At 70.7% G+C, this 24,890-nt stretch carries 22 protein-coding genes and 1 riboswitch; of the genes, 15 read left to right on the plus strand and 7 right to left on the minus strand.

Annotation, left to right across the window (positions count from 1 at the left end; translation table 11 throughout):
* Positions 1-87 precede the first annotated feature (87 nt).
* Positions 88-843, plus strand: a complete 756-nt coding sequence (locus NZH93_RS05380) for a hypothetical protein (RefSeq protein WP_259621781.1) — start codon at positions 88-90, stop codon at positions 841-843.
* Positions 844-1,262: 419 nt separating this feature from the next.
* On the opposite strand, the gene NZH93_RS05385 is transcribed toward NZH93_RS05380, so the two are convergent.
* The 3 genes from NZH93_RS05385 to NZH93_RS05395 form a co-directional block, all read right to left on the minus strand.
* Positions 1,263-1,910 carry a hypothetical protein gene (locus NZH93_RS05385; protein WP_308214167.1) on the minus strand — a complete coding sequence of 216 codons (648 nt, stop codon included), beginning with the start codon at positions 1,908-1,910 and terminating at the stop codon, positions 1,263-1,265.
* A 114-nt stretch (positions 1,911-2,024) separates the two neighbouring features.
* Positions 2,025-2,732, minus strand: a complete 708-nt coding sequence (locus NZH93_RS05390) for a phosphotransferase (RefSeq protein ID WP_259621783.1) — start codon at positions 2,730-2,732, stop codon at positions 2,025-2,027.
* Positions 2,733-4,814 (minus strand): RecQ family ATP-dependent DNA helicase, encoded by a 2,082-nt coding sequence (locus tag NZH93_RS05395; RefSeq protein ID WP_259621784.1) that lies wholly within the window; start codon positions 4,812-4,814, stop codon positions 2,733-2,735.
* A 95-nt stretch (positions 4,815-4,909) separates the two neighbouring features.
* Between NZH93_RS05395 and NZH93_RS05400 the strand changes: the two genes are divergently transcribed.
* From NZH93_RS05400 to NZH93_RS05460, 13 genes are all read left to right on the plus strand, one after another.
* Positions 4,910-6,181: a glutamate-5-semialdehyde dehydrogenase gene (locus NZH93_RS05400; protein ID WP_259621785.1), complete on the plus strand. Its 1,272-nt coding sequence runs from the start codon at positions 4,910-4,912 to the stop codon at positions 6,179-6,181.
* Positions 6,178-6,771, plus strand: coding sequence for a TetR/AcrR family transcriptional regulator (locus NZH93_RS05405; protein WP_259621786.1), 594 nt, complete (start codon positions 6,178-6,180; stop codon positions 6,769-6,771). The genes NZH93_RS05400 and NZH93_RS05405 overlap by 4 nt, the downstream gene beginning before the upstream one ends.
* 76 nt (positions 6,772-6,847) lie before the next feature.
* The gene (locus tag NZH93_RS05410; RefSeq protein WP_259621787.1) at positions 6,848-8,044 is read left to right on the plus strand and encodes a cytochrome P450; all 1,197 of its coding nucleotides are present in this window, start codon (positions 6,848-6,850) and stop codon (positions 8,042-8,044) included.
* Positions 8,045-8,048: 4 nt separating this feature from the next.
* Complete coding sequence (locus NZH93_RS05415; RefSeq protein WP_259621788.1) at positions 8,049-8,270, plus strand: ferredoxin; 222 nt, start codon at positions 8,049-8,051, stop codon at positions 8,268-8,270.
* A gap of 210 nt (positions 8,271-8,480) precedes the next feature.
* Positions 8,481-9,077, plus strand: coding sequence for a nicotinate-nucleotide adenylyltransferase (nadD, locus tag NZH93_RS05420; RefSeq protein ID WP_259621789.1), 597 nt, complete (start codon positions 8,481-8,483; stop codon positions 9,075-9,077).
* A 97-nt stretch (positions 9,078-9,174) separates the two neighbouring features.
* Positions 9,175-9,570 carry a ribosome silencing factor gene (gene rsfS, locus NZH93_RS05425; RefSeq protein ID WP_259621790.1) on the plus strand — a complete coding sequence of 132 codons (396 nt, stop codon included), beginning with the start codon at positions 9,175-9,177 and terminating at the stop codon, positions 9,568-9,570.
* A gap of 7 nt (positions 9,571-9,577) precedes the next feature.
* Entirely contained in the window at positions 9,578-10,192 is a 615-nt protein-coding gene (locus tag NZH93_RS05430) for a histidine phosphatase family protein (protein WP_259621791.1), read from the plus strand.
* Complete coding sequence (gene octT / locus NZH93_RS05435) at positions 10,153-10,911, plus strand: diglucosylglycerate octanoyltransferase (protein WP_259621792.1); 759 nt, start codon at positions 10,153-10,155, stop codon at positions 10,909-10,911. The genes NZH93_RS05430 and octT overlap by 40 nt, the downstream gene beginning before the upstream one ends.
* Positions 10,912-10,931: 20 nt before the next feature.
* Positions 10,932-11,780: a DegV family protein gene (locus NZH93_RS05440; protein WP_259621793.1), complete on the plus strand. Its 849-nt coding sequence runs from the start codon at positions 10,932-10,934 to the stop codon at positions 11,778-11,780.
* A gap of 152 nt (positions 11,781-11,932) precedes the next feature.
* Complete coding sequence (locus NZH93_RS05445; protein WP_259621794.1) at positions 11,933-12,682, plus strand: ComEA family DNA-binding protein; 750 nt, start codon at positions 11,933-11,935, stop codon at positions 12,680-12,682.
* A 955-nt stretch (positions 12,683-13,637) separates the two neighbouring features.
* Entirely contained in the window at positions 13,638-15,986 is a 2,349-nt protein-coding gene (locus tag NZH93_RS05450; protein ID WP_259621795.1) for a DNA internalization-related competence protein ComEC/Rec2, read from the plus strand.
* Positions 15,987-16,002: 16 nt separating this feature from the next.
* Complete coding sequence (locus NZH93_RS05455; RefSeq protein ID WP_259621796.1) at positions 16,003-16,461, plus strand: hypothetical protein; 459 nt, start codon at positions 16,003-16,005, stop codon at positions 16,459-16,461.
* 342 nt (positions 16,462-16,803) lie between these two features.
* Positions 16,804-19,944, plus strand: a complete 3,141-nt coding sequence (locus tag NZH93_RS05460; RefSeq protein WP_259621797.1) for a S8 family peptidase — start codon at positions 16,804-16,806, stop codon at positions 19,942-19,944.
* Between the two features lie 329 nt (positions 19,945-20,273).
* Here the strand turns inward: NZH93_RS05460 and thrC are convergent, their stop codons facing one another.
* A complete protein-coding gene (gene thrC / locus NZH93_RS05465; RefSeq protein ID WP_259621798.1) occupies positions 20,274-21,536 on the minus strand; it encodes a threonine synthase in 1,263 nt (420 codons plus the stop codon).
* Positions 21,537-21,547: 11 nt separating this feature from the next.
* Positions 21,548-21,677, minus strand: a riboswitch (SAM riboswitch).
* 97 nt (positions 21,678-21,774) lie between these two features.
* Between thrC and holA the strand changes: the two genes are divergently transcribed.
* Positions 21,775-22,755 (plus strand): DNA polymerase III subunit delta, encoded by a 981-nt coding sequence (gene holA / locus NZH93_RS05470; RefSeq protein WP_259621799.1) that lies wholly within the window; start codon positions 21,775-21,777, stop codon positions 22,753-22,755.
* 74 nt (positions 22,756-22,829) lie between these two features.
* Here the strand turns inward: holA and NZH93_RS05475 are convergent, their stop codons facing one another.
* From NZH93_RS05475 to NZH93_RS05485, 3 genes are all read right to left on the minus strand, one after another.
* A complete protein-coding gene (locus tag NZH93_RS05475; RefSeq protein ID WP_259621800.1) occupies positions 22,830-23,246 on the minus strand; it encodes a hypothetical protein in 417 nt (138 codons plus the stop codon).
* A 365-nt stretch (positions 23,247-23,611) separates the two neighbouring features.
* A complete protein-coding gene (gene rpsT / locus NZH93_RS05480) occupies positions 23,612-23,872 on the minus strand; it encodes a 30S ribosomal protein S20 (protein WP_259621801.1) in 261 nt (86 codons plus the stop codon).
* Positions 23,873-24,066: 194 nt separating this feature from the next.
* Positions 24,067-24,822: a VOC family protein gene (locus tag NZH93_RS05485; protein WP_259621802.1), complete on the minus strand. Its 756-nt coding sequence runs from the start codon at positions 24,820-24,822 to the stop codon at positions 24,067-24,069.
* Between the last annotated feature and the right edge of the window lie 68 nt (positions 24,823-24,890).

The raw sequence follows: 24,890 nt of genomic DNA on the forward strand, positions 1-24,890 counted from the left end.
TAGGTCCAAATGGCCCAGTGGCATAGTGGTCCGATCGGCGGCACGGGTTCTGCCGATCATCCCCTCACGACATGGCTGGAGTCACGCATGCGCACCACCTCCGAGACGGTCCGCCACCTGGTCCGAGCCGCGGGAGCGTTCGCGCTGGCGGCGTCCACCGTCTTGGTGCTCGCCGGCGGCGCCCCGGCGGCGGCCAAGGGCGGCGAGACGTACGGGGACAACAACGCCACCACGTGCCCGCAGGCGCAGCGGACGGGCGACACGATCGCTTCCGACCAGGTCGAGTACTCGATCGACAGCAAGCGGTACCTCACCGTCACCGGTATCGGCGACTACGACATCACCGCCATCGTGGTCAAGGGCGGCGCCTCGTACCACACGTACTCCGTGTCCGACCTCGGCGAACTGCCGTGGACGCGGCTGCACGCCCCGCAGAACGAGAGCGGCAAGCCCGCCGAGATCAGCCACTGGTTCCTGTGTGGCACCAGGGGTGCGCCGTCGAGCAGCGCGGTCACCACGACGACGACGCCCAGCGTGACGACGACGACCACGTCCGGCTCGGCGACGGCCACGTCCAGCGGTTCGACGACCACGACCACCACGTCCGGTTCAACGGCGTCCACGTCGACCGGTGCTTCGACGCCGGACACGACGTGGACGACGACCCCGGCCACGAAGGTGACCACGACGACCATCCCGGCCGCCGCGGCGGGCGCGGGCAAGGACGACCTGGCGAGCACCGGCTTCGGCTCGATGTGGCTGCTGATCCTCGGCGGCGGCCTCGTCGCGCTGGGCATCGCGTTCGTGGCGTCGCCGAAGCTGCGCGGTCTCCTGCGCCGCTGATCGTCGGAGAGCGCCGCTGATCCTCGGTGGCGGCCTTGTCGTGCTGGTCGTCGCGTTCGTGGCGTCGTCGAAGTTGCGCGGCCTTCTGCGCCGCTGCTCCCTGGTGAGCGCCACTGATCGTCAGCAAGTGTCGGTGAGCGGAGGAGAGGGCCTGTGATCCCTCTCCTCCGCTCACCAGCGGGCACTGGTCCGCTGTGCGGGCGGCCCTCCCTTGCCGCTCCCGCACCACGGGCGCCCACTTCACCCCGTGGCGGCCGGAAGTCCTGCGCGACGCGGACTTCCCGCCTCCCACGGCAGTGACACCTCGACGGCCTTCACCCACGCGGGTCGGCGGTCACCACCGACCCCCGTGCCGTCTCACCGTTGTCTCGCACGTCGTTTCACTCGCGTGCCGTTCCGCCGCTGCCTCGCGCGCCGTCTCACCGGCTGACCGCGAGCCACTCCTCGAAGTGGTTCGCCACGACGTCCGTCAACCCGCCGACGCTGAGACTCCCGTCGACCTCGATCACCCGTAGTCCGTGCTGCCGCGCGCTTTCCACGACCTCATCCGCCAGCAGCCGGTCCCGTTCGAGCCGGTTGGCCTGCGCCCGTTCCGGATCGCTCACGTTCGCCGCGACCCGGCCCGCCCGCGGCAGTTCGCGCGACTGCCGCTGCCGGAACGTCTCCGTCGGCACCAGGAACACCGCCTGCCGCGGCGACGCGAGCAGCGGCGCCACCAGTTCCGGTCGCAGCCCCCAGCCTTCGGCGATGAGCGGCCGACCGCTGGACAGCCCGCGCAGGTCGTCCAGGACCATCCCGAACCGCTCGACGAAGCTGTGCCTGCTGTTCTCGGCCAACTCCGCCGGTGTCAACCGCACCCACGCCCGGTCCGGGTCGTGCGCGCCCAGCACCTGCCACGCGTGCCGGTACGGGTACCGCGAGGCGTGCGCCAGCGCGCGGTCCGCGTGGCCCCTGCTGTCGTGGAAGTCGTAGTGGTACGCGGTCAGCCCGTGCCGTCGGGACAGGAGCCAAGCGACGGTCGACTTCCCCGCCCACTGCGCTCCGCCGATCCACAGGACAGTGCTCAACTCACCTGAAGGTCCCCACCTCATGGTGACGAGGGTGAGCCGCGAAAAACCAAAGATCAAGTCTTGTTCTCGCAGCTCAAAGCTAGTTGAATAGAGTAAGCGGAAGTCGATTAATCAGCTCCTTCCCGGATCTAGCGGTCCTCGGTGCTCCGTGACCCACTCGTACTGGGCCCGCACCTCCTCCACGACACCCGCGGCCCGCAGCCGTTCGCCCGCGGGCCTGGTGTCCGCGACGATGCCCCGCCAACACCGGTCCTGCCACCACAGGATCGTGTCGACCAGCGCGTTCCGGTCCGCCAACCCGTACGCCTCGCTGATCAGCCGGACACCCCGCGCCGCCGCGTCGACGTCGGCTCCGGGCCCCAGCGCCAGGTACTGCCAGCACACGTGCGCCACGTCGTGCACCCGCCGACCGGGCGCCACGTGGTCCCAGTCGATGAACGCCACCGGCCGCAACCCTCCGCCGAGATCCCGGTACACGGTGTTCTTGGGCGAAAGATCGTTGTGGCACAAGACTTCCTGGTCGCCCGCCAGCGCGACCGTGAGGTCGTGGAACTCCCGCACCAACCGGGCCACCCGGACCAGGCTCTCGTCCGACGACACCGCCGCGGGTTGCCGGGCCTCCCACGCCACGTGCCCGTCGAGGAACTCCAGGACCTCCCGGCCCCGCGAGTCCACGCCGAGCAGCCGGGGCGCTCCCGGCCACCCGTCGAGGTGCTCCAGCACCCGGTGGACGAACTCGCCCGATCGCGGCCGCCGAACGGTGTCGCCGACCCGGACGACCTCGTTCACGAACCCGCCGGGCAGACTCCGCTCCACCACCTAGGCCGTCACCGCCAAGGTGAACGGCAGCACGGCCGACGCCCCGGCCTTGCGCACCGCCCGTGCCGCGACCGTCATCGTCCAACCGGTGTCGATCCGGTCGTCGACCAGCAGCACCGGACCTTCCACCGTGGACAGATCAGGGGCCTGGACCCCGTTCCACAGCCCGGCGAGCCGCTGCGCGCTGTTCGCCCGGTGCGTGGCCTCGCCCACCCACACCTGGCCGAGCAGCGGCAGTCTGCCGATCTCCGAGATGCGCGAGCCGAAGCTGCCCACCAGTGCGGGCCTGCTCTGCGACCCGACCGTCACCACCCCCACCGGGCGTTCCGCCCAGCCCCACGCGCTCAACACCTTCACGCACGCCTGGAACACGTCGTCCGGGATCGCCTGGTCCTCGGCCGCGAACAGCGCCCGCAGCCTGTTGCCCCAGCCGATGTCCGTCAGCCTGCCCAGCGCCCGCCCCGGTTCCGCGGCCTCGCCCGCCGCGATCTTGCCCGACAGCGACACGCCGATCGCCGCCATCCCGGTCGGCCACTGCTTGCGCGGCGCCACGTCCACACCCGGCCGCAGCAACCGTTCGCGCGCGACCGTTGCCGCTCCGGACGACACCTCGGCGGACGGCCGGTCGCCCGTGCAGTTGTCGCACCGTCCACACGGGCTCGCGTGCGGATCGTCCAACTGCCGCAACAGGAACTCCATGCGGCAGCCGGTGGTGCCCAGGTAGTCGAGCACCGCCTGCTGCTCCACCGCCCGCGCCTCGCCGATGCGGTCGTACCGCTCCCCGTCGTAGGACCACGGCTGCCCGGTCGACTCCCAGCCGCCGCGCACGCGCTTCACCGCGCCGTCGACGTCCAGGACCTTCAGCACGACCTCCAACCGCGTCCGCGACAGTTCGACCCTCGGTTCCAGCGCCGCCGTCGACAGCACCCGCCCGGCGTCGGCCAACGCGTCGAGCACCTGCCGGACGATCCGCTCCGGCGGGAACGCCAGCGACGCGAAGTACGCCCAGATGTCCTTGTCCTCCGGGCCGGGCAGCAGCAGCACCTCGGCCCGTTCCACACCACGGCCCGCACGGCCGATCTGCTGGTAGTACGCGATGGGGGAGGGCGGCGCGCCCAGGTGCACCACGAACCCCAGGTCCGGCTTGTCGAACCCCATGCCCAGCGCCGACGTCGCCACCAGCGCCTTCACCCGGTTCGCGAGCAGGTCCTCCTCCGCCCGCTGCCGCTCGGCGGGATCGGTCCGCCCCGAGTACGCGGCCACCTCGTACCCGCGCTCCCTCAGGAACGCCGCCACGTCGTCCGCCGCCGCCACGGTCAGCGTGTAGATGATCCCCGACCCCGGCAGCTTCTCCAGGTGCTCGCCGAGCCACCCCAGCCTCGCCTCGGCCGTCGGCAGCCTCAACGCCGACAGCCGCAGGCTCTCCCGGTCCAGCGGCCCGCGCAGCACCAGCGCGTCCGACCCGGACCCCAGCCCCAGTTGCTCCGCCACGTCCCGCACCACGCGGTTGTTCGCCGTCGCGGTCGTCGCCAGCACCGGCACCCCCGGCGGCAGCTCCGTCAGCAACGTCCGCAGCCGCCGGTAGTCCGGCCGGAAGTCGTGGCCCCAGTCCGAGATGCAGTGCGCCTCGTCGACCACCAGCAGCCCGGCCGACGCCGTCAACGACGGCAGCACCGTGTCCCGGAAGTCCGGGTTGTTCAACCGTTCCGGCGACACCAGCAGCACGTCGACCTCACCCGACGTGACCGCGTCCTGCACCCGTTCCCACTCGTCCGTGTTCGCCGAGTTGATCGTCGCCGCCCGCACACCCGCCCGCGCCGCCGCGTCGACCTGGTTGCGCATCAACGCCAACAACGGCGACACGATCACCGTCGGCCCCTCGCCCAACTCCCGCAGCAGAGCCGTCGCGATGAAGTAGACCGCCGACTTGCCCCACCCCGTGCGCTGCACCACGAGCGCTCTCCGCCGCTGCGCCACCAGCGCGTGGATCGCGGTCCACTGGTCGTCGCGCAGCACCGCTCCCGGACCGGCGAGGGCCCTCAGTCGCTCGTCGGCCATCTCCCGGAGGGCGAGTTCGTCCATGTGCCAACCATGGCACGGACCACCGACAGAAACTGGTTTCAGGATCCGGGATACCCATACGCGATCAAAGTCCGATTGGTCCTAAGCTGGACGACGTGACCGCTGAACTGCGCGAAGAGGTGCACGCCGCCGCACGTCGAGCCCGCGTGGCCTCCGAGGAACTCGTCCTGGCGACCCGCGAACGCAAGGACGCGGCGTTGCGCGAGATGGCCGCCGCCCTGCGTGAACGGTCCGAGGAGATCCTCAAGGCGAACACCGCCGACCTGGAATCCGGCCGCGAGGCGGGCCTCACCGAGAACATGCTGGACCGCTTGGCGCTCACCGAGCAGCGGATCAACGGCGTCGCCGAGGGCCTGCTGACCGTCGCGGGCCTGGCCGACCCGGTGGGTGAGGTGCTGCGCGGCGGTCTGCTCCCCAACGGGCTGGACATGCGCCAGGTGCGCGTCCCCCTCGGGGTCGTCGGCATGGTCTACGAGGCCCGGCCGAACGTGACCGTCGACGCGGCGGGTCTCGCGCTGAAGTCCGGGAACGCCGCGCTGCTGCGCGGGTCGTCGTCCGCGGAGAACTCGAACACCGCGCTCGTCGCCGTGCTGCGGGACGCGCTGGAGTCGGCCGGGCTGCCCGCGGACTGCGTGCAGTTGCTGCCGTGCCACGACCGGGCGTCGGTCAACTACCTCATCACCGCGCGCGGCTTGGTGGACCTGGTGATCCCCCGAGGTGGCGCGGGCCTCATCTCCACCGTGGTCGCGAACGCCACCGTGCCGACGATCGAGACCGGTGTCGGCAACTGCCACGTGTACGTGGACGCGTCGGCCGACCTCGACGACGCCGAGCGGATCGTGCTCAACTCCAAGACCCGCCGCACCAGCGTGTGCAACGCGGCCGAGTCGCTGCTGGTGCACGCGGACATCGCGGACGTGTTCGTGCCGCGCATCTCCGAGGCGTTCCACGCCGCGGGCGTCACCGTGCACGCCGACCCCCTGTTCACGGACCTGTCCGGCACCGAGGTCGTGGCCGCGACGGCCGAGGACTGGGACACCGAGTACCTGTCGATGGACATCGCGGCGAAGGTCGTCGGCACGATCGACGAGGCCATCGCGCACATCAACGAGCACGGCTCGGGCCACACCGAGGCGATCGTGACCTCGGACGTGAAGGCCGCTCGCCGGTTCACCACGAGGGTGGACGCGGCGGCGGTGATGGTGAACGCCTCGACCGGCTTCACCGACGGCGCCGAGTTCGGCATGGGCGCCGAGATCGGCATCTCCACGCAGAAGCTGCACGCGCGGGGCCCGATGGGTCTCGCCGAGCTGACCTCGACCAAATGGGTGGTCTGGGGCGAGGGGCACGTCCGGCCGACCTCGTGACAGCCGAACCCGGCCGCCGCCGTGACTCGGCGGCGACCCGTGCCGCGCTCCTGGACGCCGCGACGGAGCTGTTCGCCGAGCGCGGGTTCGCCCGCACGACCGTGCGCGACATCGCCGCGCACGCGGGGGTGAACCAGGCGCTGCTGTTCCGCTACTTCGGCAGCAAGGACGCGCTGTACGCGGCCGTCATGGCGGGTCAGGGGCGGGAGCTGCTGGAGGTGGAGCAGCCGGAGCGGCTGCTGGAGACGGTGCTGCGGCGGATGCTGGAGAAGGCGCCGCGGCCGGGTGACCACCTGCTGTTCACGGCGTTGCGGTCCGAGGGGGTGGACAGCGCCGCCGCGGAGATCCGCAAGGCGCTGGGCGACGACTACATCCGCGCGCTCAGCGCGTTGACCGACGCCGAGGACGGCGACCTGCGGGCCGAGCTGGTGCTCGCCTGGGTGATCGGCATCAGCATGGTGCGGTCCACCTCCGCCAAGGAGCCGCTCAAGAGCGCGAACACCGAGGAGATCATCCGGCTGGTGCTCAGCGCCGCCCGCACGCTGCTGGAGCGCACGGAGGAGCAAGCGCTCACCGAGATGGAACGTTGACGGTCCGTAGCGGCTTCTCTAGGGTCGACCAATGTAAGCAGTTGCTTACAAGGCGCTTTGGGAGGAGTGCGGGGGCATGACGACGAGTCAGGAACCCAGGAACTACCCGTTCGGCGAAGCCGACCGGCTGGAACTCGACCCCACCTACGAGGAGCTGCGCCGAACCGAGCCGGTGGCCAGGGTTCGACTGCCGTACGGCGGCGACGCGTGGCTGGTCACGAAGTACGACGACGTGAAGACCGTGCTCAGCGACCTGCGGTTCAGCCGGGCCGCGGTGCTCGGCCAGGACGTGCCCAGGGCCATGCCGATGATCCAGGACCGGCAGTCGATCCTGAGCATGGACCCGCCGGAGCACGGCAGGCTGCGCAAGCTGGTCGCCAAGGGCTTCACCATGCGGCGGGTCGAGCAGTTGCGCGACCGGGCCCAGGAGATCGTGGACGGGCTCCTCGACGAGATGGAGAAGGAGGGCTCGCCCGCCGACCTGGTCGAAGCGCTCAACATGCCGCTGCCGATCACGATCATCTGCGAGATGCTCGGCGTGCCCTACGACGACCGCGCCGAGTTCCGGAACTGGTCGGACCGCGCGCTCGCGATCACCGCGTTCACGCCGGAGGAGATCACGGCGGGCTTCGAGAACCTCCAGGGCTACATCGCCGAACTCGTGGCCGAGCGGCGCCAGTCACCGACCGACGACGTGCTCGGGACGCTCGTGACGGCCCGCGACGAAGGTGACCGGCTCACCGAGGAGGAACTGGTCAACTTCGGCGTGACGCTGCTGGTCGCGGGCCACGAGACCACGGCGAACCAGCTCGGCAACTTCCTCTACACGCTGCTGTCCAACCCGGACCGGCTGGCGGAGCTGCGGGCCGACCCGGACCTGGTGCCCGCGGCGGTGGAGGAACTGCTGCGCATCACACCCCTCGGCGGGTCGGCGGGCTTCCCCCGCATCGCGACGGAGGACGTGGAGCTGAGCGGCGTGACGATCCCGGCGGGCGACGCGGTCTTCATCGGACAGGCGGGCAACCGGGACCCGGCGGTGTTCCCGGACCCGAACCGGATCGACTTCCACCGGGAGAACAACGCGCACGTCGCGTTCGGACACGGCGTGCACCACTGCGTGGGCGCCCCGCTGGCGCGGATGGAGCTGCAAGTCGCCATCGGCACGCTGTTGAGCCGCTACCCCGCGCTGGAGCTCGCCGTGCCCGTGGACGAGGTGCCGTTCAAGAAGGGCAGGCTGGTGCGCGGCCCGCGGGAACTCCTGGTGAGGTGGTAGCCCGATGGCCAAGTGGCAGGTCCAGGTCGACCGCGAGGCGTGCATCGGGACGGGCATGTGCGCCTCCAGCGCCGCGGCGTACTTCCGGCTGGAGAACGGCAGGGCCACGGCCGCCCAGGACTTCATCGAGCCCGACGACCTGGTGGTCGACGCCGCCGAGTCCTGCCCGATGGAGGCGATCCTGGTGCGCGACGGCGACGGTGCGGTGATCGCTCCGGAGGTCTGATCCCCGAAGCGGTGAAAGAAGTTCGCCCGACCGGCGTCATGCCCCCGGAGCGGCGCCGTCACACCGGTACGCGACCTCGCTTCGGGCGGGACGCGCAGACCGGAGGCGGCCCACTCCCCCAAGGCCGCGGACGGGGAGTCCGAAGTGGGCAGGTGGCCGTTCACGGGAGCGGACGGCCGCCTGCCCACCGGCACCGTAGGCTGACCAGCCATGTCGAACCGGCGCAGGATCGGGGTCATGGGTGGAACCTTCGACCCGGTGCACCACGGCCACCTCGTGGCGGCCAGCGAGGTGCAGGCGAGGTTCGACCTCGACGAGGTCGTCTTCGTCCCCACCGGCGAACCGTGGCAGAAGACGTCCCGCGTGGTCAGCCGGGCCGAAGACCGCTACCTGATGACGGTCATCGCGACCGCGTCGAACCCCCGGTTCTCCGTCAGCCGGGTCGACATCGACCGCGAGGGCCCCACGTACACCGTGGACACGCTCACCGACCTCAAGGCCGAGCACCCCGACGCCGACCTGTTCTTCATCACCGGCGCGGACGCGCTGGAGCAGATCGTGTCGTGGCGCCGCGCGTCCGACGTGTTCGACCTCGCGCACTTCATCGGGGTCACCCGGCCGGGTTACGAACTGAACGGTCAGCACCTGCCCAAGGGGGCCGTATCCCTCGTGGAGGTGCCCGCCATGGCCATCTCGTCGACCGCCTGCCGGGCTCGCACGGCCTCCGGACTGCCCGTCTGGTACCTCGTTCCGGACGGTGTCGTGCAGTACATCTCCAAGCGCTCGCTCTACTCGGTGCCGGACTAGCTCCGCTCGCCGGTACCCTCATTAACTCGTGCGGGCGTATCCGCGCGCATCGAAGTGATGTACGACCCGGATCCTCGGGTCGCTGGTGAGGAGAGATGTGGCAGCCACCGACGAGGCACGACGGTTGGCGCTGGTCGCCGCTAGCGCGGCGGACGAGAAGAAGGCGCACGATGTGATCGTGCTCGACGTGTCGGACCAGCTCGTGATCACGGACTGCTTCGTGATCGCCTCCGCTCCCAACGAGCGGCTGGTCGGCGCGATCGTGGACAACATCGAAGACAAGATGCGGGAAGCGGGCCGCAAGCCGGTGCGCCGTGAAGGCGCCCGCGAGGGCCGTTGGGTGCTGCTGGACTTCGTCGACGTGGTGGTGCACGTGCAGCACGTCGAGGAACGCAGCTTCTACGGCTTGGAGCGGCTGTGGAAGGACTGCCCGCAGATCGAGTTCGAGGGATCGGCGGACGCCCCCGCAGAGGACCAGACGGCGGAGGCGTGAGCACCAGATGACCTTGAACCGGCTCGTGCTGTGGCGGCACGGTGAGACGGACTACAACGCCACGGGACGCTGGCAGGGCCACCTCGACTCGGCGCTGACCGAGACGGGGTGGAACCAGGCCAGGTTCGCGGTGCCCGTGCTCACCAAGTTCGCACCCGAGCTGGTGGTCGCGTCGGACCTGCGGCGGGCCACGAACACGGCGACGGTGTTCACCGACGCCGTGGGCATCCCGCTGCGGATCGACGAACGCCTGCGCGAGACCAACCTGGGCAAGTGGCAGGGGCTGACCAACTCCGAGGTCGAGGCCGAGTGGCCGGGCATGATCGACCTCTGGCGGGCCGACCCCACGATCGCGCCACCGGACGGCGAGACCCGGATCGAGGTCGCGGACCGGGCCTCCGAGGTCGTGGACGACGTGGACCGCGAGTTCGACGGGACCGTCATGCTCTGCGCGCACGGCGGCCTGATCTCCGCGTTGACGGGCAGGCTGCTGAACCTGCCCGTCGAGTCGTGGGGGCAGCTCGGCGGCATCGGCAACTGCCACTGGACGGTGTTCACCCGGCGGCCCGACGGCGACGGTCAGTGGCGGTTGTCGTCGTACAACGCCGGACCGACTCGTTGAGGCTGCTGGTCCTCGCCGACTCGCTGGCCTTCCACGGCCCGGACGGCCCGCTGCCCGCTGACCACGCGGGCCTGTGGCCGAACATCGCCGCCAAGGCGCTGGACGGCCACGTGGAACTCGCGGCGGGCTTCGGGTGGACGGCCCGCGACGCCTGGTGGTCGCTGACCGGCGACCCGCGCGTCTGGTCGCTGCTGCCGCGCACGGACGTCATCGTGTTCGCGGTGGGGCACATGGACACGCTGCCGTCGCCGTTGCCGACCTACCTGCGGCAAGGGCTGCGGTACCTGCGGCCGGACGGCCTGCGCCGGTGGGCCCGCACGGGCTACAAGGCCGCCCAGCCCGCGCTGTCGCGGCTGCTGGGCGGTCGACCGGTGGCGCTGCCGCCGCACCTGACCGTGCGCTACCTGGACGACTCGGTGCGGGCCGTGCACGCGCTGGAGCCGGGGATCAAACCGATCGGGATGGTGCCGTCCGTGCACCGCTCGGCTGCGTACGGCGGCGTGCACACCGGGCGGCCCGCCGCTGAACGCGCCGTGCGCGCGTGGAGCGGGCGGACGGGCGTGCCGCTGCTGGACGTGGCCGCCGTCATCGGTGATCACGTTCGGTCGGGGCGCGGTAACCCGGACGGCATGCACTGGGGTTGGGAAGGCCACGACCTGATCGGTTCCGCCATGGCGGATCTCATCAGGTCCGTGGCGGTGAGCCACTCGACCGAGTGAGAGCCGTAATGTCCGGTCCCGTGCCCACCACCGTTGTCACCGACTCCACGGCCTACCTGCCGGAGGGGTTCGCCGACCGCCACCGCATCAGCGTGGTGCCGCTGCACGTGGCGGTGGACGGCCGCAGCGTCCTGGACGGCGTCGACTTCGGGTCCGCGGAACTCGCGACGGCGCTCGGCGAGCACCGCCGCGTGACGACGTCCCGGCCGACACCCGGTGAACTGGCCGAGGTGTACCGCTCGGTGCTCGACGGCGGGGCGACGTCCGTCGTGTCCGTGCACCTGTCCCGCGAGCTGTCGGGCACGTGGGAGGCCGCGCGCCTGGCCGCCGAGGAGGTCGATCCCACCCGGATCAGGGTGGTCGACTCCCGCGCGACCGGCATGGGGCTCGGGTTCGCCGTGCTGTCGGCCTGTGCCGCCTCGGAGGCGGGGGAGTCCGCGGAGGCCGTGGAAGCGGCGGCGGCAGGCGTGGCCAAACGCTTGCGCGCGTACTTCTGCGTCGAGACGCTCGACCACCTCCGCCGCGGCGGCCGGATCACCGCGACCGCCGCGCTGGTCGGGACCGCGCTGGCGGTGAAGCCCGTGCTGCACGTGGAGGACGGCCGGATCGTGCCGCTGGAGAAGGTGCGGACGATGAGCCGGGCCATCGGGCGGCTGGTCGACTTGGCCGCACTGGCCGCGGGCCACGGTCCCGTCGGGCTGGCCGTGCACCACCTCGCCGCTCCCGAGCGCGCGGCCGAGCTGGCGACCAGGTTGGACGAACGCATCCCCGGCTCGTCCGGCTGCCTGATCTCCGAGGTCGGCGCCGTGATCGGGGCCCACACCGGGCCGGGGGTCCTGGGTGTCGTGGTCCTGCCGGGGGACGTCTGACCGTCCGGAGTAGACGGAGGGCGGCGGCATGATGTCATGCGCCACCGACAAAACCGGTTTCAAGATCCGAACTTGTCCACACCCCGACCACTTGTCCACAGTTCACGAACTCGCGCTTCGCCCCGGAACGCCACCGCCCTAACGTCGAACCCATGTTCGACCACCGAACCACCTCGGAAACCTCCCGTACCCGCCTGGAAGCACTGGCCGCGAAGGCGTCGGCCGATCCGTCCCCGAAGACGGTCGTGTTCACCAGTTCCGACGGCGTCGCCGATCCGCCCCCGCGATTCCGTTGGGCCCGCCGCAAGGCGGACAGACTGGTGGAGCGCTGGCTGCCCGACGCCGCGCCACCTCGCAAACGCCGCGCGCTCTACGCCTCCGTCGCGGCGACCACCGGGCTGGCCGTGCTCGTGGCCGTCTGGTGGCAGGCCCCCACCCCGGAAGCCCCACCCGACCTACCCGTGGCGGTAGCGGCCGTCACCTCGAACCCACCCGCGCCGCTGGTCGTCAACGTCGTGGGTGAAGTCCCCACACCCGGCTTGGTGACCGTCCCCAGCGGAGCACGGGTGGCCGACGCCATCACCGCGGCGGGCGGCGTGAACCCCGGTATCCGTCCACTGGGGGTGAACCTGGCGCGCAAGGTTGTCGACGGTGAACAGGTCTCCGTGGGCACAGCGCCCCCGCCCGCGGCGGCCGAGCCGAGCCCCGACGAGAAGCTGGACCTGAACACCGCCACCAAGGACCAGTTGGACGGCTTGCCGGGCGTGGGCCCCGTGACCGCGCAACGGATCCTCGACCGCCGCACCAAGCGCGGACCGTTCACCTCGCTGGACCAGTTGCGCGAGATCGAGGGCATCGGCGACAACCGCCTCGTCAAGCTCCGTGAGCTGGTGCGCCTGTGACCACTCGACGCCACACCTGCCCAGACCTCGGCACCTCACCCGCACCGACCTCGCAGCCCCACACCCTGCACCGCCTCATCCGCAACTGGCGCATCCTCACCCGCCCGTTCTGGCCACCCCACCTCATCCGACCCGCCCCTCCCATCACGAGCCACGAGTCCACCTTCGACTCACACCTCGGCTCCAGCGCACTCGGTGCCCGCCCACCGGTCGCCTCCGCCAAGGGCGACGGACTCCTTCCCGGTCCACTTACGAACCTCGTTCCCCGCCTGCTTCGCTTCCATCGGTTCGCCGCTTCCGGTCAGGTGGAGGCACCTCACCAGCCGATATGGCCCGTTGTCCGTGCACCAGGCAGCCGCCCGCCTGTCGTTCCGGTCACCAGCCACGAGCCCGCCACCCCGCTCGCCCGCCCCGTTCCGCTCGCGGTCCGTCCGGCCAAGAACCAAAGTCGCGCGTCCGGCCTTCTCGCACGTCTTGTCCCGTGCCGACCCGCGAGCCGCCTGGACGCGTCATATCCGCCACCGTGGCCACCGGTTCGCCCACCCGGCAGCCGTTCCTCCTTGACTCCCACCGACCACGAGACCACCGCTTCAGTCGCCCGCCTTGTTCTCCACGCGCTGGGCGTCCGTCTCAAGCGCCACGGGCGCATCTCTGATCGACTCAGGCGTTTCGTCTCCCACTCGCTTCGCGGCCGCCGGTCCTCCGTGCTCTGCCCGCCGACCACTCCCGACGTGGACCCTGACCCGCTCGCGTGCCCCACCCACCTACCGGACCCGCTGCACGTCGTCCCCGACCTGCCCGCACGCCCCGTTCACCGAACTGCCTGCATCCGCTTGCTGGTCGCGTCCGCCACGGACCACGAGCGCACCTCCACACCGCTCGTCCATCCCCTGACCCGTCCACCGGCAGCGGACGGAGCATTCATCCCGGTCCCACGGTCCGCCACCCTCGCCTCGTGCGTCCGCCTCCGGCTGAGTGCGTCGTGAACCCGAGGTTGCGCCTGGTCCCCGCCGCCCTCGCGGTCTGGGCGGTGGCACTCAGCGGTCTGCTGGGGAACTGGCCGATCGCCGTCCTCACCGGCGCGTTCGCCTGCCTGGTGGGCGCGCTGGCCGTCCACCGCGACTGGTGCGCGAGATCGTGCGCGCTGGCACTGGTGGTCGCGGCTCCGATCGCGGCGGTGTCCATCGGTTTCAGGATCCACCAGTCGGCGGCGCACCCCGCCCGGTCCGCCGCCGTGCAAGCGGAGGCGGTCGTGATCCGCGCCGAGCTCTCGACCCGTCCGCGAGGCGTGCGCACGGAGGGGTTCGCCGCCAAACCCGGTGGTGTTGAAGCGGTCGTCGTCCAGGCCGACATCCACTGGCTCCTCGTGGCAGGCCGGACCCACGACCAACGGGGTGAGGTGGTGCTCGTGGCGCCCGCCAAAGCTTGGCGTGACCTGCTGCCAGGCCAACAGGTCACCGCTCGCGGAGTCCTGGCGCCCGCTCGCCAGGGCGAGTTGACGGTGGCGGTGCTGCGAGTCCGAGGCCCTCCGCAGGACGTCACCCGAGCCCCGGTGTGGCAGCGAGCGGCCGAGGTCCTGCGCTCCGGTCTCCGCGAAGCCAGCACCACCCTCGATCCCGAACCCGCGGGCTTGCTCCCCGCTCTGGTGGTCGGCGACACGGCTGAACTTTCGCCACGGGTCGTGGAGGAGTTCCGCACGGCGGGCCTGGCCCACGTCCTGGCCGTCAGCGGTGCCAACCTGGCCATCTTGTGCGGCGCGGTCCTGTTGCTGTTGCGGGTTTTCCGCGTCGGTCCACGAGGGTGTGCCGCGGGTGCCGCTGTCGCGCTGGTGGGGTTCGTGATCCTGGCGGGCCCGGAGCCGAGTGTCCTGCGGGCAGCCGTGATGGGTGCGGTGGCCCTGCTCGCGCTGGTGCTGGGCCGAGAACGGTCGGCGCTGCCTGCTCTGGCGGCTTCGGTGATCGTGCTTGTCCTCTACGACCCGGCGCTGGGCACCGATCCGGGCTTCGCCCTGTCGGTCGTGGCAACGGCGGCGCTGGTCCTCTTCGCACCGAGGTGGGCGGCGTCGCTCCGGGATCGCGGGGTGCCGATCGGTCTCGCCGAAGCGCTGGCGGTGCCGGTGGCCGCGAGCCTGGCCACCGCGCCACTGGTGGTGGGCATCTCGGGGCGGATCAGCCTGGTCGCCGTGCTGGCCAACATGCTGGTCGCTCCGGTGGTCGCGCCCGCGACCGTGCTGGGTGTGCTGGCGGCGGTGGTCGCTCCGGTCCACGGGGGCGCCGCCCGGCTGCTGGTCGAGTTGGCCGGGCCGGAGGCCGGTTGGCTGATCACGGTGGGCAGGCGGGCGTCCGAGGTGCCCAACGCGTCCGTTCGCTGGCCGAGCGGGTGGCTGGGCGGGCTGCTCCTCGCGGTGGTCCTCCTGCTCGCCTACGGGCTGTTCAAGGCGCGGCGAACACGCACCCTGCTGGCCGCCGTGCTGGTGGGCGCGGTGGTGGTGCTGGTCCCCACCAGCGTCGTGACACCGGGGTGGCCGCCGGACAACTGGTCGGTTGTCGCGTGCGACGTGGGCCAAGGCGACGCGGTCGTGCTGGCCACGGCTGAACCCGGTCGGGCGGTGCTGGTGGACACCGGACCAGATCCGGGGCCGGTGGCGTCCTGCTTGCGCCGCCTGGGGATCCGGAGGGTTCCGTTGCTGGTGCTGAGTCACCTGCACGCGGATCACATCGGTGGGCTCGCCGCCGTGCTCGCGGATCGCAGCGTGGGCGCGGTCGCGATCGGACCGTCGCACGAACCGAACTGGGCCTGGGAGGAGGTTCGCCGCCAGACCCGAGCGGCCGGAGTGGACCTGGTCGAGCTGACAGCGGGTCGGCGGCTGGAGTGGCCGGGTTTAACGCTGGAAGTGCTGGGGCCCAAGGGAAGAACGGCTCCGGTAGGAGACGACAACACGGCGATCAACGACTCGTCGCTGGTCCTGCGCGCCCACACCGCCGCGGGTCGGGTGCTGTTGACCGGCGACATCGAACTGGAGGGGCAGGCGGACCTGCTCGGCGGACACGTCGACGTGTCCGCCGAGGTGCTCAAGGTTCCGCACCACGGGTCCCGGTTCTCCGCGCCGGAGTTCCTGGCCCAGGTCAAGCCGCGGATAGCGCTCGTCAGCGTTGGCGAAGGCAATCGCTACGGCCACCCGAACGGCACCGTGCTCGACGCGCTCACCCGCGGTGGGGCGCTGGTGCTGCGCACCGACCGGGACGGCGACACCGCTGTCCTCGGTGGAGAAACCGGACCGCGCGTCGTACGACGCAAGAAGTGAAGGGACTGAAGGAACGATGAGGGAGACCTGGATCAGGCTGCGCCTCGGGTGGACGCCGCCGGACGGTGGGTCCGCGCTGAGCTGGGTGCTCTGGCAGCCGGGCTACACGCCTGCGCCGTGGCCGACGGCGGAGCTGAAACCCGCGTTCACCTACTACGCCTGCGACGAGTTGCGGGGCGGAGGGCGCGGCGTCATCGCCCGTGCCACCGTGACCGCCTTACTTCCCCCGACCGAGGTGGTGTCGCCCGACGCGGCCCACGAACTCGTCGCCGAACGCCTCTTCGACGACACCCTGTCGATCGACGACCTCCCCTGGCACACCAACGCCTACAACCGTTCCAAGGCAGGAGCACCCTGGCCCCAGCGCATCACGGCCTGGCGGACCGCCACCGAATCCGTCGGACCTCACCTGCTCCCCGAACTGACCCGGTTCCCCCGCACCGGCTGGTTGCGCAGCGACAGGATCAGCCTGTGACTCGACCTGAACGGCCCGGTGCCTGCGGTAGAGCGCCCTGACGGCGGCGTCCGAGGTGTGGGCGATTCCGGCCAACTGGGACGCTGTTGCCCGATCCGGGTCAGGTCTAGACCATATTTGTTAAGAACCCTTGTCAATGGCGAGCGAACAGTTCTTTACTGTCCGCGACAACCCAGTGACTTGGAGGCATCAGTGCGTGGTCGGAGCGGTGGACCCCCGAGAAGAGCCGTCGTCGCACTCGTCACGGGTGCCTTGATCGTGGGTGGTGCGCAGGCCGTCCAAGCCGCGCCGACAGCGTTGTCGGGCCCGTCTGGCACCGGGTCGGGCAGCGGTGGTGGGTCGGTGACGTTGCTGACCGGTGACCAGGTGTTCCCCGGTTCGAAGGGCTCGGCCGGATACCTCAAGCCGGGGCCTGGGCGGGAGGGGATGCGGTTCTCGACGTTCGAGACCGAAGGGCACAGCTACGTGGTGCCCGCGGACGCGGAGCCGTTGCTGGCCAAGGGGGTGCTCGACCAGCGGTTGTTCGACGTGACCGAGCTGATCGACTCCGGGTACGGGGACGAGCGGCGCGACACGGTGCCGTTGATCGTCACCTACCGGTCGGGCCAGCGGCCGTTCGCCGCCACCGCGGGGACGACGGTGACGCTCGACCTGCCGAGCGTCGGCGGAGTCGCGGTCGACGCCGAGAAGTCGGCGGACTCCGGGTTGTGGACGGGGTTGACCGGGGTCGGCGCGCTGGCGTCCTCGGGGATCGAGAAGGTGTGGCTGGACGGCGTTCGGACGGCGTCGCTGGACCACAGCGTGCCGCAGATCGGGGCACCTGCCGCGTGGCAGGCCGGGTACACCGGTGAGGGTGTGACGGTCGCGGTGCTCGACACGGGGGTCGACCAGACCCATCCGGATCTCGCCGACAGGGAGGTGGCGGAGCGGAACTTCTCGGCTTCCAAGGACGCCGTCGACCACTACGGGCACGGGACGCACGTCGCGTCGATCATCGCGGGCACCGGGGTGAAGGCGGGCGGCAAGTACAAGGGTGTCGCGCACGGTGCGCGGATCCTGGACGTCAAGGTGCTCAACGACTCCGGCAGCGGTGCGGACTCGGGGATCATCGCCGGGATGCAGTGGGCGGCCGAGCAGGGTGCGGCTGTCGCGAACATGAGCCTCGGCGGGTACGACAGTCCCGGCGTCGATCCGCTGGAGGAAGCGGTGAACACGCTGTCGACGAAGTACGGGACGCTGTTCGTGATCGCCGCTGGCAACTCCGGGCCGGGGGCGAGCACGATCGGGTCGCCGGGTACTGCGGACGAGGCGCTGACGGTTGGCGCGGTGGACCGCGACAACGCCATCGCGGACTTCTCCAGCCGCGGGCCCGTGGTGGGCGGTGGGGTGATCAAGCCGGACATCACGGCGCCCGGTGTGGACATCGTGGCCGCTCGGCACGCCGATGGTCGTATCGGGGCGCCGGTCGTGGACGGGTACACCGCGCTGTCCGGTACGTCGATGGCGACTCCGCACGTGGCGGGTGCGGCGGCGCTGCTGGCGCAGCAGTACCCGGAGGCGACGCGTGAGCAGCTCAAGGCGCGGCTCATCGCGTCGGCCGCTCCGACCGCGGGGCTGACGCCGTTCGAGCAGGGTGCCGGGCGGGTGGACTCGGCTCGGGCGATGAGCCAGTCGATCACCAGCCTGCCGAACAGCGTCGCGTTCGGGGCGCACCAGTGGCCGCACACCGGGGAACCCCTGATCACCAAGGAGGTCAGCTACAGCAACGACGGCGCGGTGCCGTTGACGCTCGACCTGCGGGTCGACACGACGGCGCCGGGTGGCGCGCCCGCGCCTGCCGGGTTGTTCGCCGTCGTGCCCGCTCAGCTCACCGTGCCCGCTGGTGGGACGGCGACCGTGACGGTCACGGCCGACGTGGGCAAGGCGCCCGCCGGTGGTCAGTTCGGCGGGGCGCTGGTCGCCACGTCGGGCAGCGTGAGCGCACGGACCGCGGTCGTGGTGGACCTGGAGCCCGAGAGCTACGAGCTGGTCGTGAACGGGATCCAGCGGTCCGGGGAGAAGGCCGCGTACTACTCGGCGTTCATGACCGACGTGAAGACGGGTGAACTCCTGTTCCTCGACAAGGATGCCGACGGGACGCTGCGGAGGCGGGTGCCGATCGGTCAGTACCTGCTGTCGGGGTCCGTGCAGGGGTCGGGCGCGGAGTACACGCACGACTCGTTCAGCTACCCGAACCTGACGGTCAGCGGGCCCACGACGATCGACCTGGACGCGCGGCTGGCGAAGCCGATCGTGGTGACGTTGCCGGACCCGACGGCGCGGTTGTCGTTGCTGGAGACGGGTTTCCAGCGAGTGTACGGGTCTAGGACGTACCAGATCGGTGGGTTCTCGTTCGGTGGCAGCGTTTCGCACGTCGGCTTGGCGCACCTCGGGCCGGAGGCTCCGGCGAACGAGGTCGTCGGGAAGCTGAGCACCAGTTGGGTCGCGAAGGAGGGGGCCGAGTTCTACGGGTTGGCCTGGTACCTCAGGGGTCGGACGCACACCGGGTTGACCAAGGTGATCCGGAAGGAGGACCTGGCGACGGTGAAGGTCGACGTCGGCGCGCCGCAGCCGGGGGAGTCCGTGACCATCGGCAACGTGTCCACCGTGCACGGTCAGGGCAAGTGGGGTTGGGGTGCGATCGAGTCGTTCGCCGCGCCGGGTGTGCGCACCGAGTTCTACGGTGGCGAGAACGCGGACTGGGCGCGGCGGCTCAACGTCCAGAGCCCGCAGGGCTACCGGGGTGGGCTGGACGGGCCGCCGAAGTCGTACGTGCCGCGCAAGTCGTACGAGGAGTCGTTCTACCACGCGGTGTTCGGGCCGTCGTTGACGGACAACCGTGACTGGCCTTGGTTGTACCGCAACGACTCCGAGCTGGTGGCGAACCTGCCGCTGTTCGGCGACGGCGCGGGCAACGCGGGGCACGCGACGACCACGGGCACGATGAAGGTCTACCGCGACGGTGAGCTGCTGGCCGAGAACACGTCACCCGGCTACGGGCGCTTCGCGCTCCCGGACGGTGCGGCGAACTACCGGCTCACGACCGAGGCCACTCGGAGCACGTCACCGTTCAGCACCAGGGTGTCGGCGGCGTGGACGTTCAAGTCGGACCGGACCACGAAGGTCACCGCGCTGCCGATCTCGGTGATCCGGTACACCCCGAAGCTCGACGCCGCGGGCACGGCGCCCGCCGGTCGGGTGTTCCAGGTGCCGGTGGCGGTGCAGAACCAGGCCGGTGCGGCGCAGGCGAGGAAGAGGATCACGTCGGCCGAGGTGTCCTACGACAGTGGTGCCACGTGGCGGTCGGTCGCGGTGAACGGCGGCTGCGTGCTGCGGCTGTCGCACCCGAAGGACGCCAAGTCGGTGTCGCTGCGGGCCAAGGCGGGTGATCGCTCGGGCAACACCGTCGAGCAGACGATCATCGACGCCTACCTGCTGCGCTGACGACGACGGGGCCGCACCCGGTCGGGTGCGGCCCCGTCATCAGCGTCGTGGCCTGGTGGCCAGGGCCCAGATCTCTTGGAACTGGGCCTGGCCTGTCGGGCTCGGCCCAGGTTCGGCTCCGGCCTGAACCTGGTGGCCTGGACCAGGTGGTCTCGGCCTGGGCTGAGCGGGCCGACTTGGGCCTGGCCAGCTTGGTCCGGGACCTGGTGGCTTCGGCCTGGACCTAGATCCGGCGGCCTGGGCCTGGGCGTGCTGGCTGGGCCTCTGGGCCTGGTCGATTCGTGGTGGGTCGGAGGCTCAGTGGTCCTGGGGCGCCGTGGGTGTGTGGGTCAGCGCTTGGCCAGGGCGTCCAGGACGGCCTGGGCTGATGGGGGGACGGTGGCGAGGGGGGAGAGGGTGTGGGAGACCGCGTCCAAGGTCTTCAAGCCGTCGCCGGTGATGAGCAGTACGGTTTCGGCGTCCGGGTCGAGCTTGCCGGTTTCCACCAGCTTCTTCGCCGTCGCGACGGTGACGCCGCCCGCGGTCTCGGCGAAGATGCCCTCGGTCCTGGCCAGCAGGCGGATGCCCTCGACGACCTCTTCGTCGGTCACGTCCTCGATGGCGCCGCCGGTGCGGCGGACGGCGTCCAGCACGTACGGGCCGTCGGCGGGGGCGCCGATGGCCAGGGAGCGGGCGATGGTGTCCGGGCGGACGGGGCGGACCACGTCGTGGCCGTCCTTGAACGCGGCGGACACGGGGGAGCAGCCGGTGGCCTGTGCGCCGAACACCTTGTACGGGGTCTGCTCGACCAGGCCGAGTTCGCCGAACTCGCGGAAAGCCTTGTCCACCTTGGTGAGCTGCGAGCCGGACGCGATCGGTACGACGATCTGGTCGGGCAGGCGCCAGCCGAGCTGCTCGGCGACCTCGTAGCCGAGCGTCTTGGAGCCCTCGGCGTAGTACGGGCGGACGTTGACGTTCACGAACGCCCAGTCCTCGTGCTCCGCGGCGAGTTCCTGGGCCAGGCGGTTCACGTCGTCGTAGTTGCCGTCCACGGCGATCAGGGCGCCGTCGTACACGGCGGTCATGAGGATCTTCGCCTGCTCCAGCGACGACGGGACCAGCACGACCGACTCCCAGCCCGCGCGGGCCGCGGCGGCGGCGACGGCGTTCGCCAGGTTGCCGGTGGACGGGCAGGCGAGCACCGTGAAGCCGAGTTCGCGGGCGGCGGCGAGGGCCACGCCGACCACGCGGTCCTTGAACGAGTGCGTGGGGTTGCCGGTGTCGTCCTTCACCCACACCTTGCGCAGCCCGAGCGCCTTGGCGAGCCGGTCCGCCTGGACGAGGCGGGTGCCGCCGGGCTCGGTGTTGGGGTGTGACTGGACGGTCGACGGCACGGGGAGGAGGCCGCGGTAGCGCCAGATCGACCGGGGGCCGGACTCGATGTCCTCACGGCGGATCCGGCCGAAGTCGTAGGCCACTTCCAGCGGCCCGAAACACTCGACGCACGCGTACTCGGCGGCGAGAGGGGTCTCGTGGCCGCACTCGCGACACGAGAGCGCGCGGGCGGGGCCGAGGTCGAACGAGGTGCTCGTGGGCACACTGACAGCAGTCATCGCGAGGTAACTCCTCATCTGTCCCGCAGCGCGGGTCGGAATTGGCACCGTGACCGTCGAGCACCCGCACGCGCGCGAGTACCTGACGATCGGGTTGCCGGGGCTTCTTCGGGCCGATCCCTCTGCCCCTCTGGATGAGCGGTATTCAGTTGTGCCCCTCAAGTTACGGCACACTCCCGCCCCTCGACCACCGGTGTCCACACTTCGGGAGCCGGGCGACCGTGGGAGGATTCGCGCCGTGAGCGCTGCCGCTGTAGCCCCGGATCCGTTGCAACTCATCGTCGGCGACGAGGAACTGCTGGTGGAACGGGCGATCCGCGCGGCCCTGGACGCGGCCCGCGCCATCGACGCCCAAGCCGACCTGACCAGGGTCCGGGTGACTGACCTCACCCCTCCCGAGCTGGCCGAACTGGTCAGCCCGTCGCTGTTCGCCGAGGGTCGGGTCATCGCGCTGGAAGCCGCGCAGGAGGCGGGCAAGGAGATCGCCGACACGGTCATCGCCTACGCCAAGGCCCCCGCCGACGGCATCACGCTCGTGGTCGTGCACTCCGGTGGCGGGCGCAGCAAGGCGGCCAAGGAACTGCCCGCGGCGTTGAAGAAAGCCGGGGCGGCGCTGATCGAGTGCCCGAAGATCACCAAGGCCGCCGAGCGCGAAGCGTTCGTGCGCAACGAGGTCCGCGCGGCGGGCGGGAAGATCGATCCCGAGGGCGTCTCGGTGCTGATCGACTCCGTCGGCACCGACCTGCGGGAGCTGGCCGCGGCCGCGTCGCAGCTCGTCGCGGACAGCGGCGGGAAGGTCAACGCCGACGAGGTGCGGCGGTACCACCGCGGGCGCGCCGAGGTGACCGGGTTCGCCGTGGCCGAGAAGGCGGTGGCGGGGGACCGGGCCGGGGCGCTGGAGGCGCTGCGGTGGGCGATGCAGCTCGGCGTGCCGCACGTGCTGGTCGCAGACGCGTTGGCGGACTCGGTGCGGACGATCGCGCGCGTGTCGGCCGCGGGCCGGGCGGACCCGTTCCAGTTGGCGGGGTCGCTGGGGATGCCGCCCTGGAAGGTGAAGAAGGCCCAGGGCCAGGCTCGGGGATGGGATTCTCCCGGATTGGCCGAGGCCATGTCGGTGGTCGCATTGTTGAACGCCGACGTGAAAGGCGTTGCCGCCGACGCGGATTACGCGTTGGAAAGGGCCGTGCTGCGAATCGTCGCTGTGCACGGTCGGCGTTAATGATTTATTCGTGACTTCACCGAAAGCGGTCGGGTGGCTGGTGAGCCACCCGACCGCCTTTCACGCCGGTGGCGTCAGCCGCACGGAAGAGTCGCGGTGGCGGGCACCCGCGGGCTGAAGCCCGCGCTGTCGTACGAGACCTTCAGGTACTCGGTGAAGCTGAAGTTGCAACCAGGGTGGTGGTACTCCCACCGCGAGTAGATCGTCTGCTGGTCACCCGCGGCCAGGGTGTACGTCCCGCTGTCGTCGTGCTCGTCGAACCACGGCGACTTGACGTCGAGGTCCCAGGTCACGGTACGTGAACTGGTCGCGGTGTTGATGATGCCCAGGTACCCCTGCGTGACGCACACGCTGGTGCAGACGTACCTGAAGCACGGCTGGTAGCGGATCTTGCCCCAGCCGGTGGTGGCCCCGCACTTCGACCCGCTGACCGCCGCCGCCGACACGTCCGGCGCGAACGTTTCAGCGGCCGCGACGCGCGCGGGCGCCACCGCCGAGGTGGGATCTGCGGGTGACGCGATAGCGGTGGCCGACAGGCCGAGAACCGCTGCCGCGCACACGCAGAAGACAGCGAAGAATTTTGCCAATAGTCGCATTTCCAGCCCCCAGGCAGGATCGATGGACGATTCGCGGGGAACGCTACTCGATTCCAATTGAGGTGACTATCGGCTGAATGGCTGTGTCGGTATCAGGGCATTCGTCGTACCCGTGAATTGATTCGATCAGGGGGACATCGGATCCTTGTCATTGTTCTGTCCATGAAATGCCGAGTTTTCCACGAAACGCCGAGAGGGCGCCACCCCTGTGCGGGGTGACGCCCTCTCGGGAAGGACTCGATCGTCGCGCGAGCGGCCGATCAGAGCTGGTTGGCGCGCTTCGCCAGGGCCGACTTCTTGTTGGCGGCCTGGTTGGCGTGGATGACGCCCTTGGTCGCGGCCTTGTCGAGCTTGCGGGACACGTCCTGCAGGAGCGCGGTGGCCTTGTCCTTGTCGCCGGCGTCGGCGGCCTCGCGGAACTTGCGCACCGCGGTCTTCAGGGAAGACTTGACGGACTTGTTCCGCAGCCGAGCCTTCTCGTTGGTCTTGATCCGCTTGAGCTGGGACTTGATGTTGGCCATGCTGACGCCCTCATTCTCTTACGTTTGGGGTGTACCGCGTTGGTGTGTCGGCCCTGCCGGTGAGGGCAGGTTTCCTCCAGTGCGGAATGCCACGCGGGTACGGCCAGCAAGACTAGCAGCAGGTCGTGGACCAGCAGGAATCGGGCTGGTCAGCGCCCCGTGCCGACCACGACCGTCCTCCCCGACGGGGAGGCTCAGCCCGCCGCGACGTCCAGGACCCGGAAGGGGGCGCCGAGCGGGTCGCCCACCGTCGCGAAGCGACCGAACGCGGAGTCGGTCGGTTCACCGACGGCGATCCCGCCCAGTTCCACCACCCGCGCGACGGCCTCCTCGACGTCCGTCACGCCGAAGTACGTCATCCAGTGCGGCGGGATGTCGGCGGGCACCGCCCCGGTCATCGCGTACGCGCCGCCGACCGCCCGGTCCTCCACCTTGAACCGCGTGTAGCCCAGTTCCGGCGCGCTCTCCACCTCGACGTCGAACACCTCGCGGTAGAACTCCGCCGCCCGGTCCAGGTCCCTGGCCGCCAGTTCGTTCCACACCACCGCGCCTGGCTCGTTCACGACGTACGCGCCGATGTGCGTGCCCGCCTCCCACAGTCCGAACGAGGCGCCGGTGGAGTCCGCCACGATTGCGCCGCGACCGGGACCCTCCATCTCGAACACCGGCACCAGCACGGTGCCGCCGTGCTCGGCCGTCAGGTCCACCGACTCGTCCACGTCGTCCGTGGCCAGGAACGTCGTCCACACCACGGAGAACAGCGCGTCGCGCGGCATCTCGCGGAGCCCGGCGACGGGTTTCCCGCGCAGCAGCGCCATCGTGTACCCGTCGGTCTCGTAGTCCCAGCCGAACAGCCCGCGGTAGAAGTCCTTCGTGGCCTTCAGGTCCGTCGTCAACTGCTCGACCCACGCCGGCGTGCCGTGCGCGTACGGAGTCGTCAGTTCGCTCATGGCCTGCTTCCCTCGATCACCCGCACAGTCTCGGGGGTGCGGACCGGCCGCGCGACCCGGGCGGGGTC

It is taken from the genome of Umezawaea endophytica (genome assembly GCF_025061645.1).
Taxonomy (GTDB): domain Bacteria; phylum Actinomycetota; class Actinomycetes; order Mycobacteriales; family Pseudonocardiaceae; genus Umezawaea; species Umezawaea endophytica.

Excerpts from the sequence above, each read along its gene's own strand:
- NZH93_RS05410 (WP_259621787.1), top strand. The coding sequence starts at position 6,848 with ATGACGACGAGTCAGGAACCCAGGAACTACCCGTTCGGCGAAGCCGAC.
- NZH93_RS05430 (WP_259621791.1), top strand. The coding sequence starts at position 9,578 with ATGACCTTGAACCGGCTCGTGCTGTGGCGGCACGGTGAGACGGACTAC.
- NZH93_RS05415 (WP_259621788.1), top strand. The coding sequence starts at position 8,049 with ATGGCCAAGTGGCAGGTCCAGGTCGACCGCGAGGCGTGCATCGGGACG.
- thrC (WP_259621798.1), bottom strand. The coding sequence starts at position 21,536 with ATGACTGCTGTCAGTGTGCCCACGAGCACCTCGTTCGACCTCGGCCCC.
- NZH93_RS05455 (WP_259621796.1), top strand. The coding sequence starts at position 16,003 with ATGAGGGAGACCTGGATCAGGCTGCGCCTCGGGTGGACGCCGCCGGAC.
- rpsT (WP_259621801.1), bottom strand. The coding sequence starts at position 23,872 with ATGGCCAACATCAAGTCCCAGCTCAAGCGGATCAAGACCAACGAGAAG.
- NZH93_RS05445 (WP_259621794.1), top strand. The coding sequence starts at position 11,933 with ATGTTCGACCACCGAACCACCTCGGAAACCTCCCGTACCCGCCTGGAA.
- nadD (WP_259621789.1), top strand. The coding sequence starts at position 8,481 with ATGTCGAACCGGCGCAGGATCGGGGTCATGGGTGGAACCTTCGACCCG.
- NZH93_RS05395 (WP_259621784.1), bottom strand. The coding sequence starts at position 4,814 with ATGGACGAACTCGCCCTCCGGGAGATGGCCGACGAGCGACTGAGGGCC.
- NZH93_RS05485 (WP_259621802.1), bottom strand. The coding sequence starts at position 24,822 with ATGAGCGAACTGACGACTCCGTACGCGCACGGCACGCCGGCGTGGGTC.
- NZH93_RS05380 (WP_259621781.1), top strand. The coding sequence starts at position 88 with ATGCGCACCACCTCCGAGACGGTCCGCCACCTGGTCCGAGCCGCGGGA.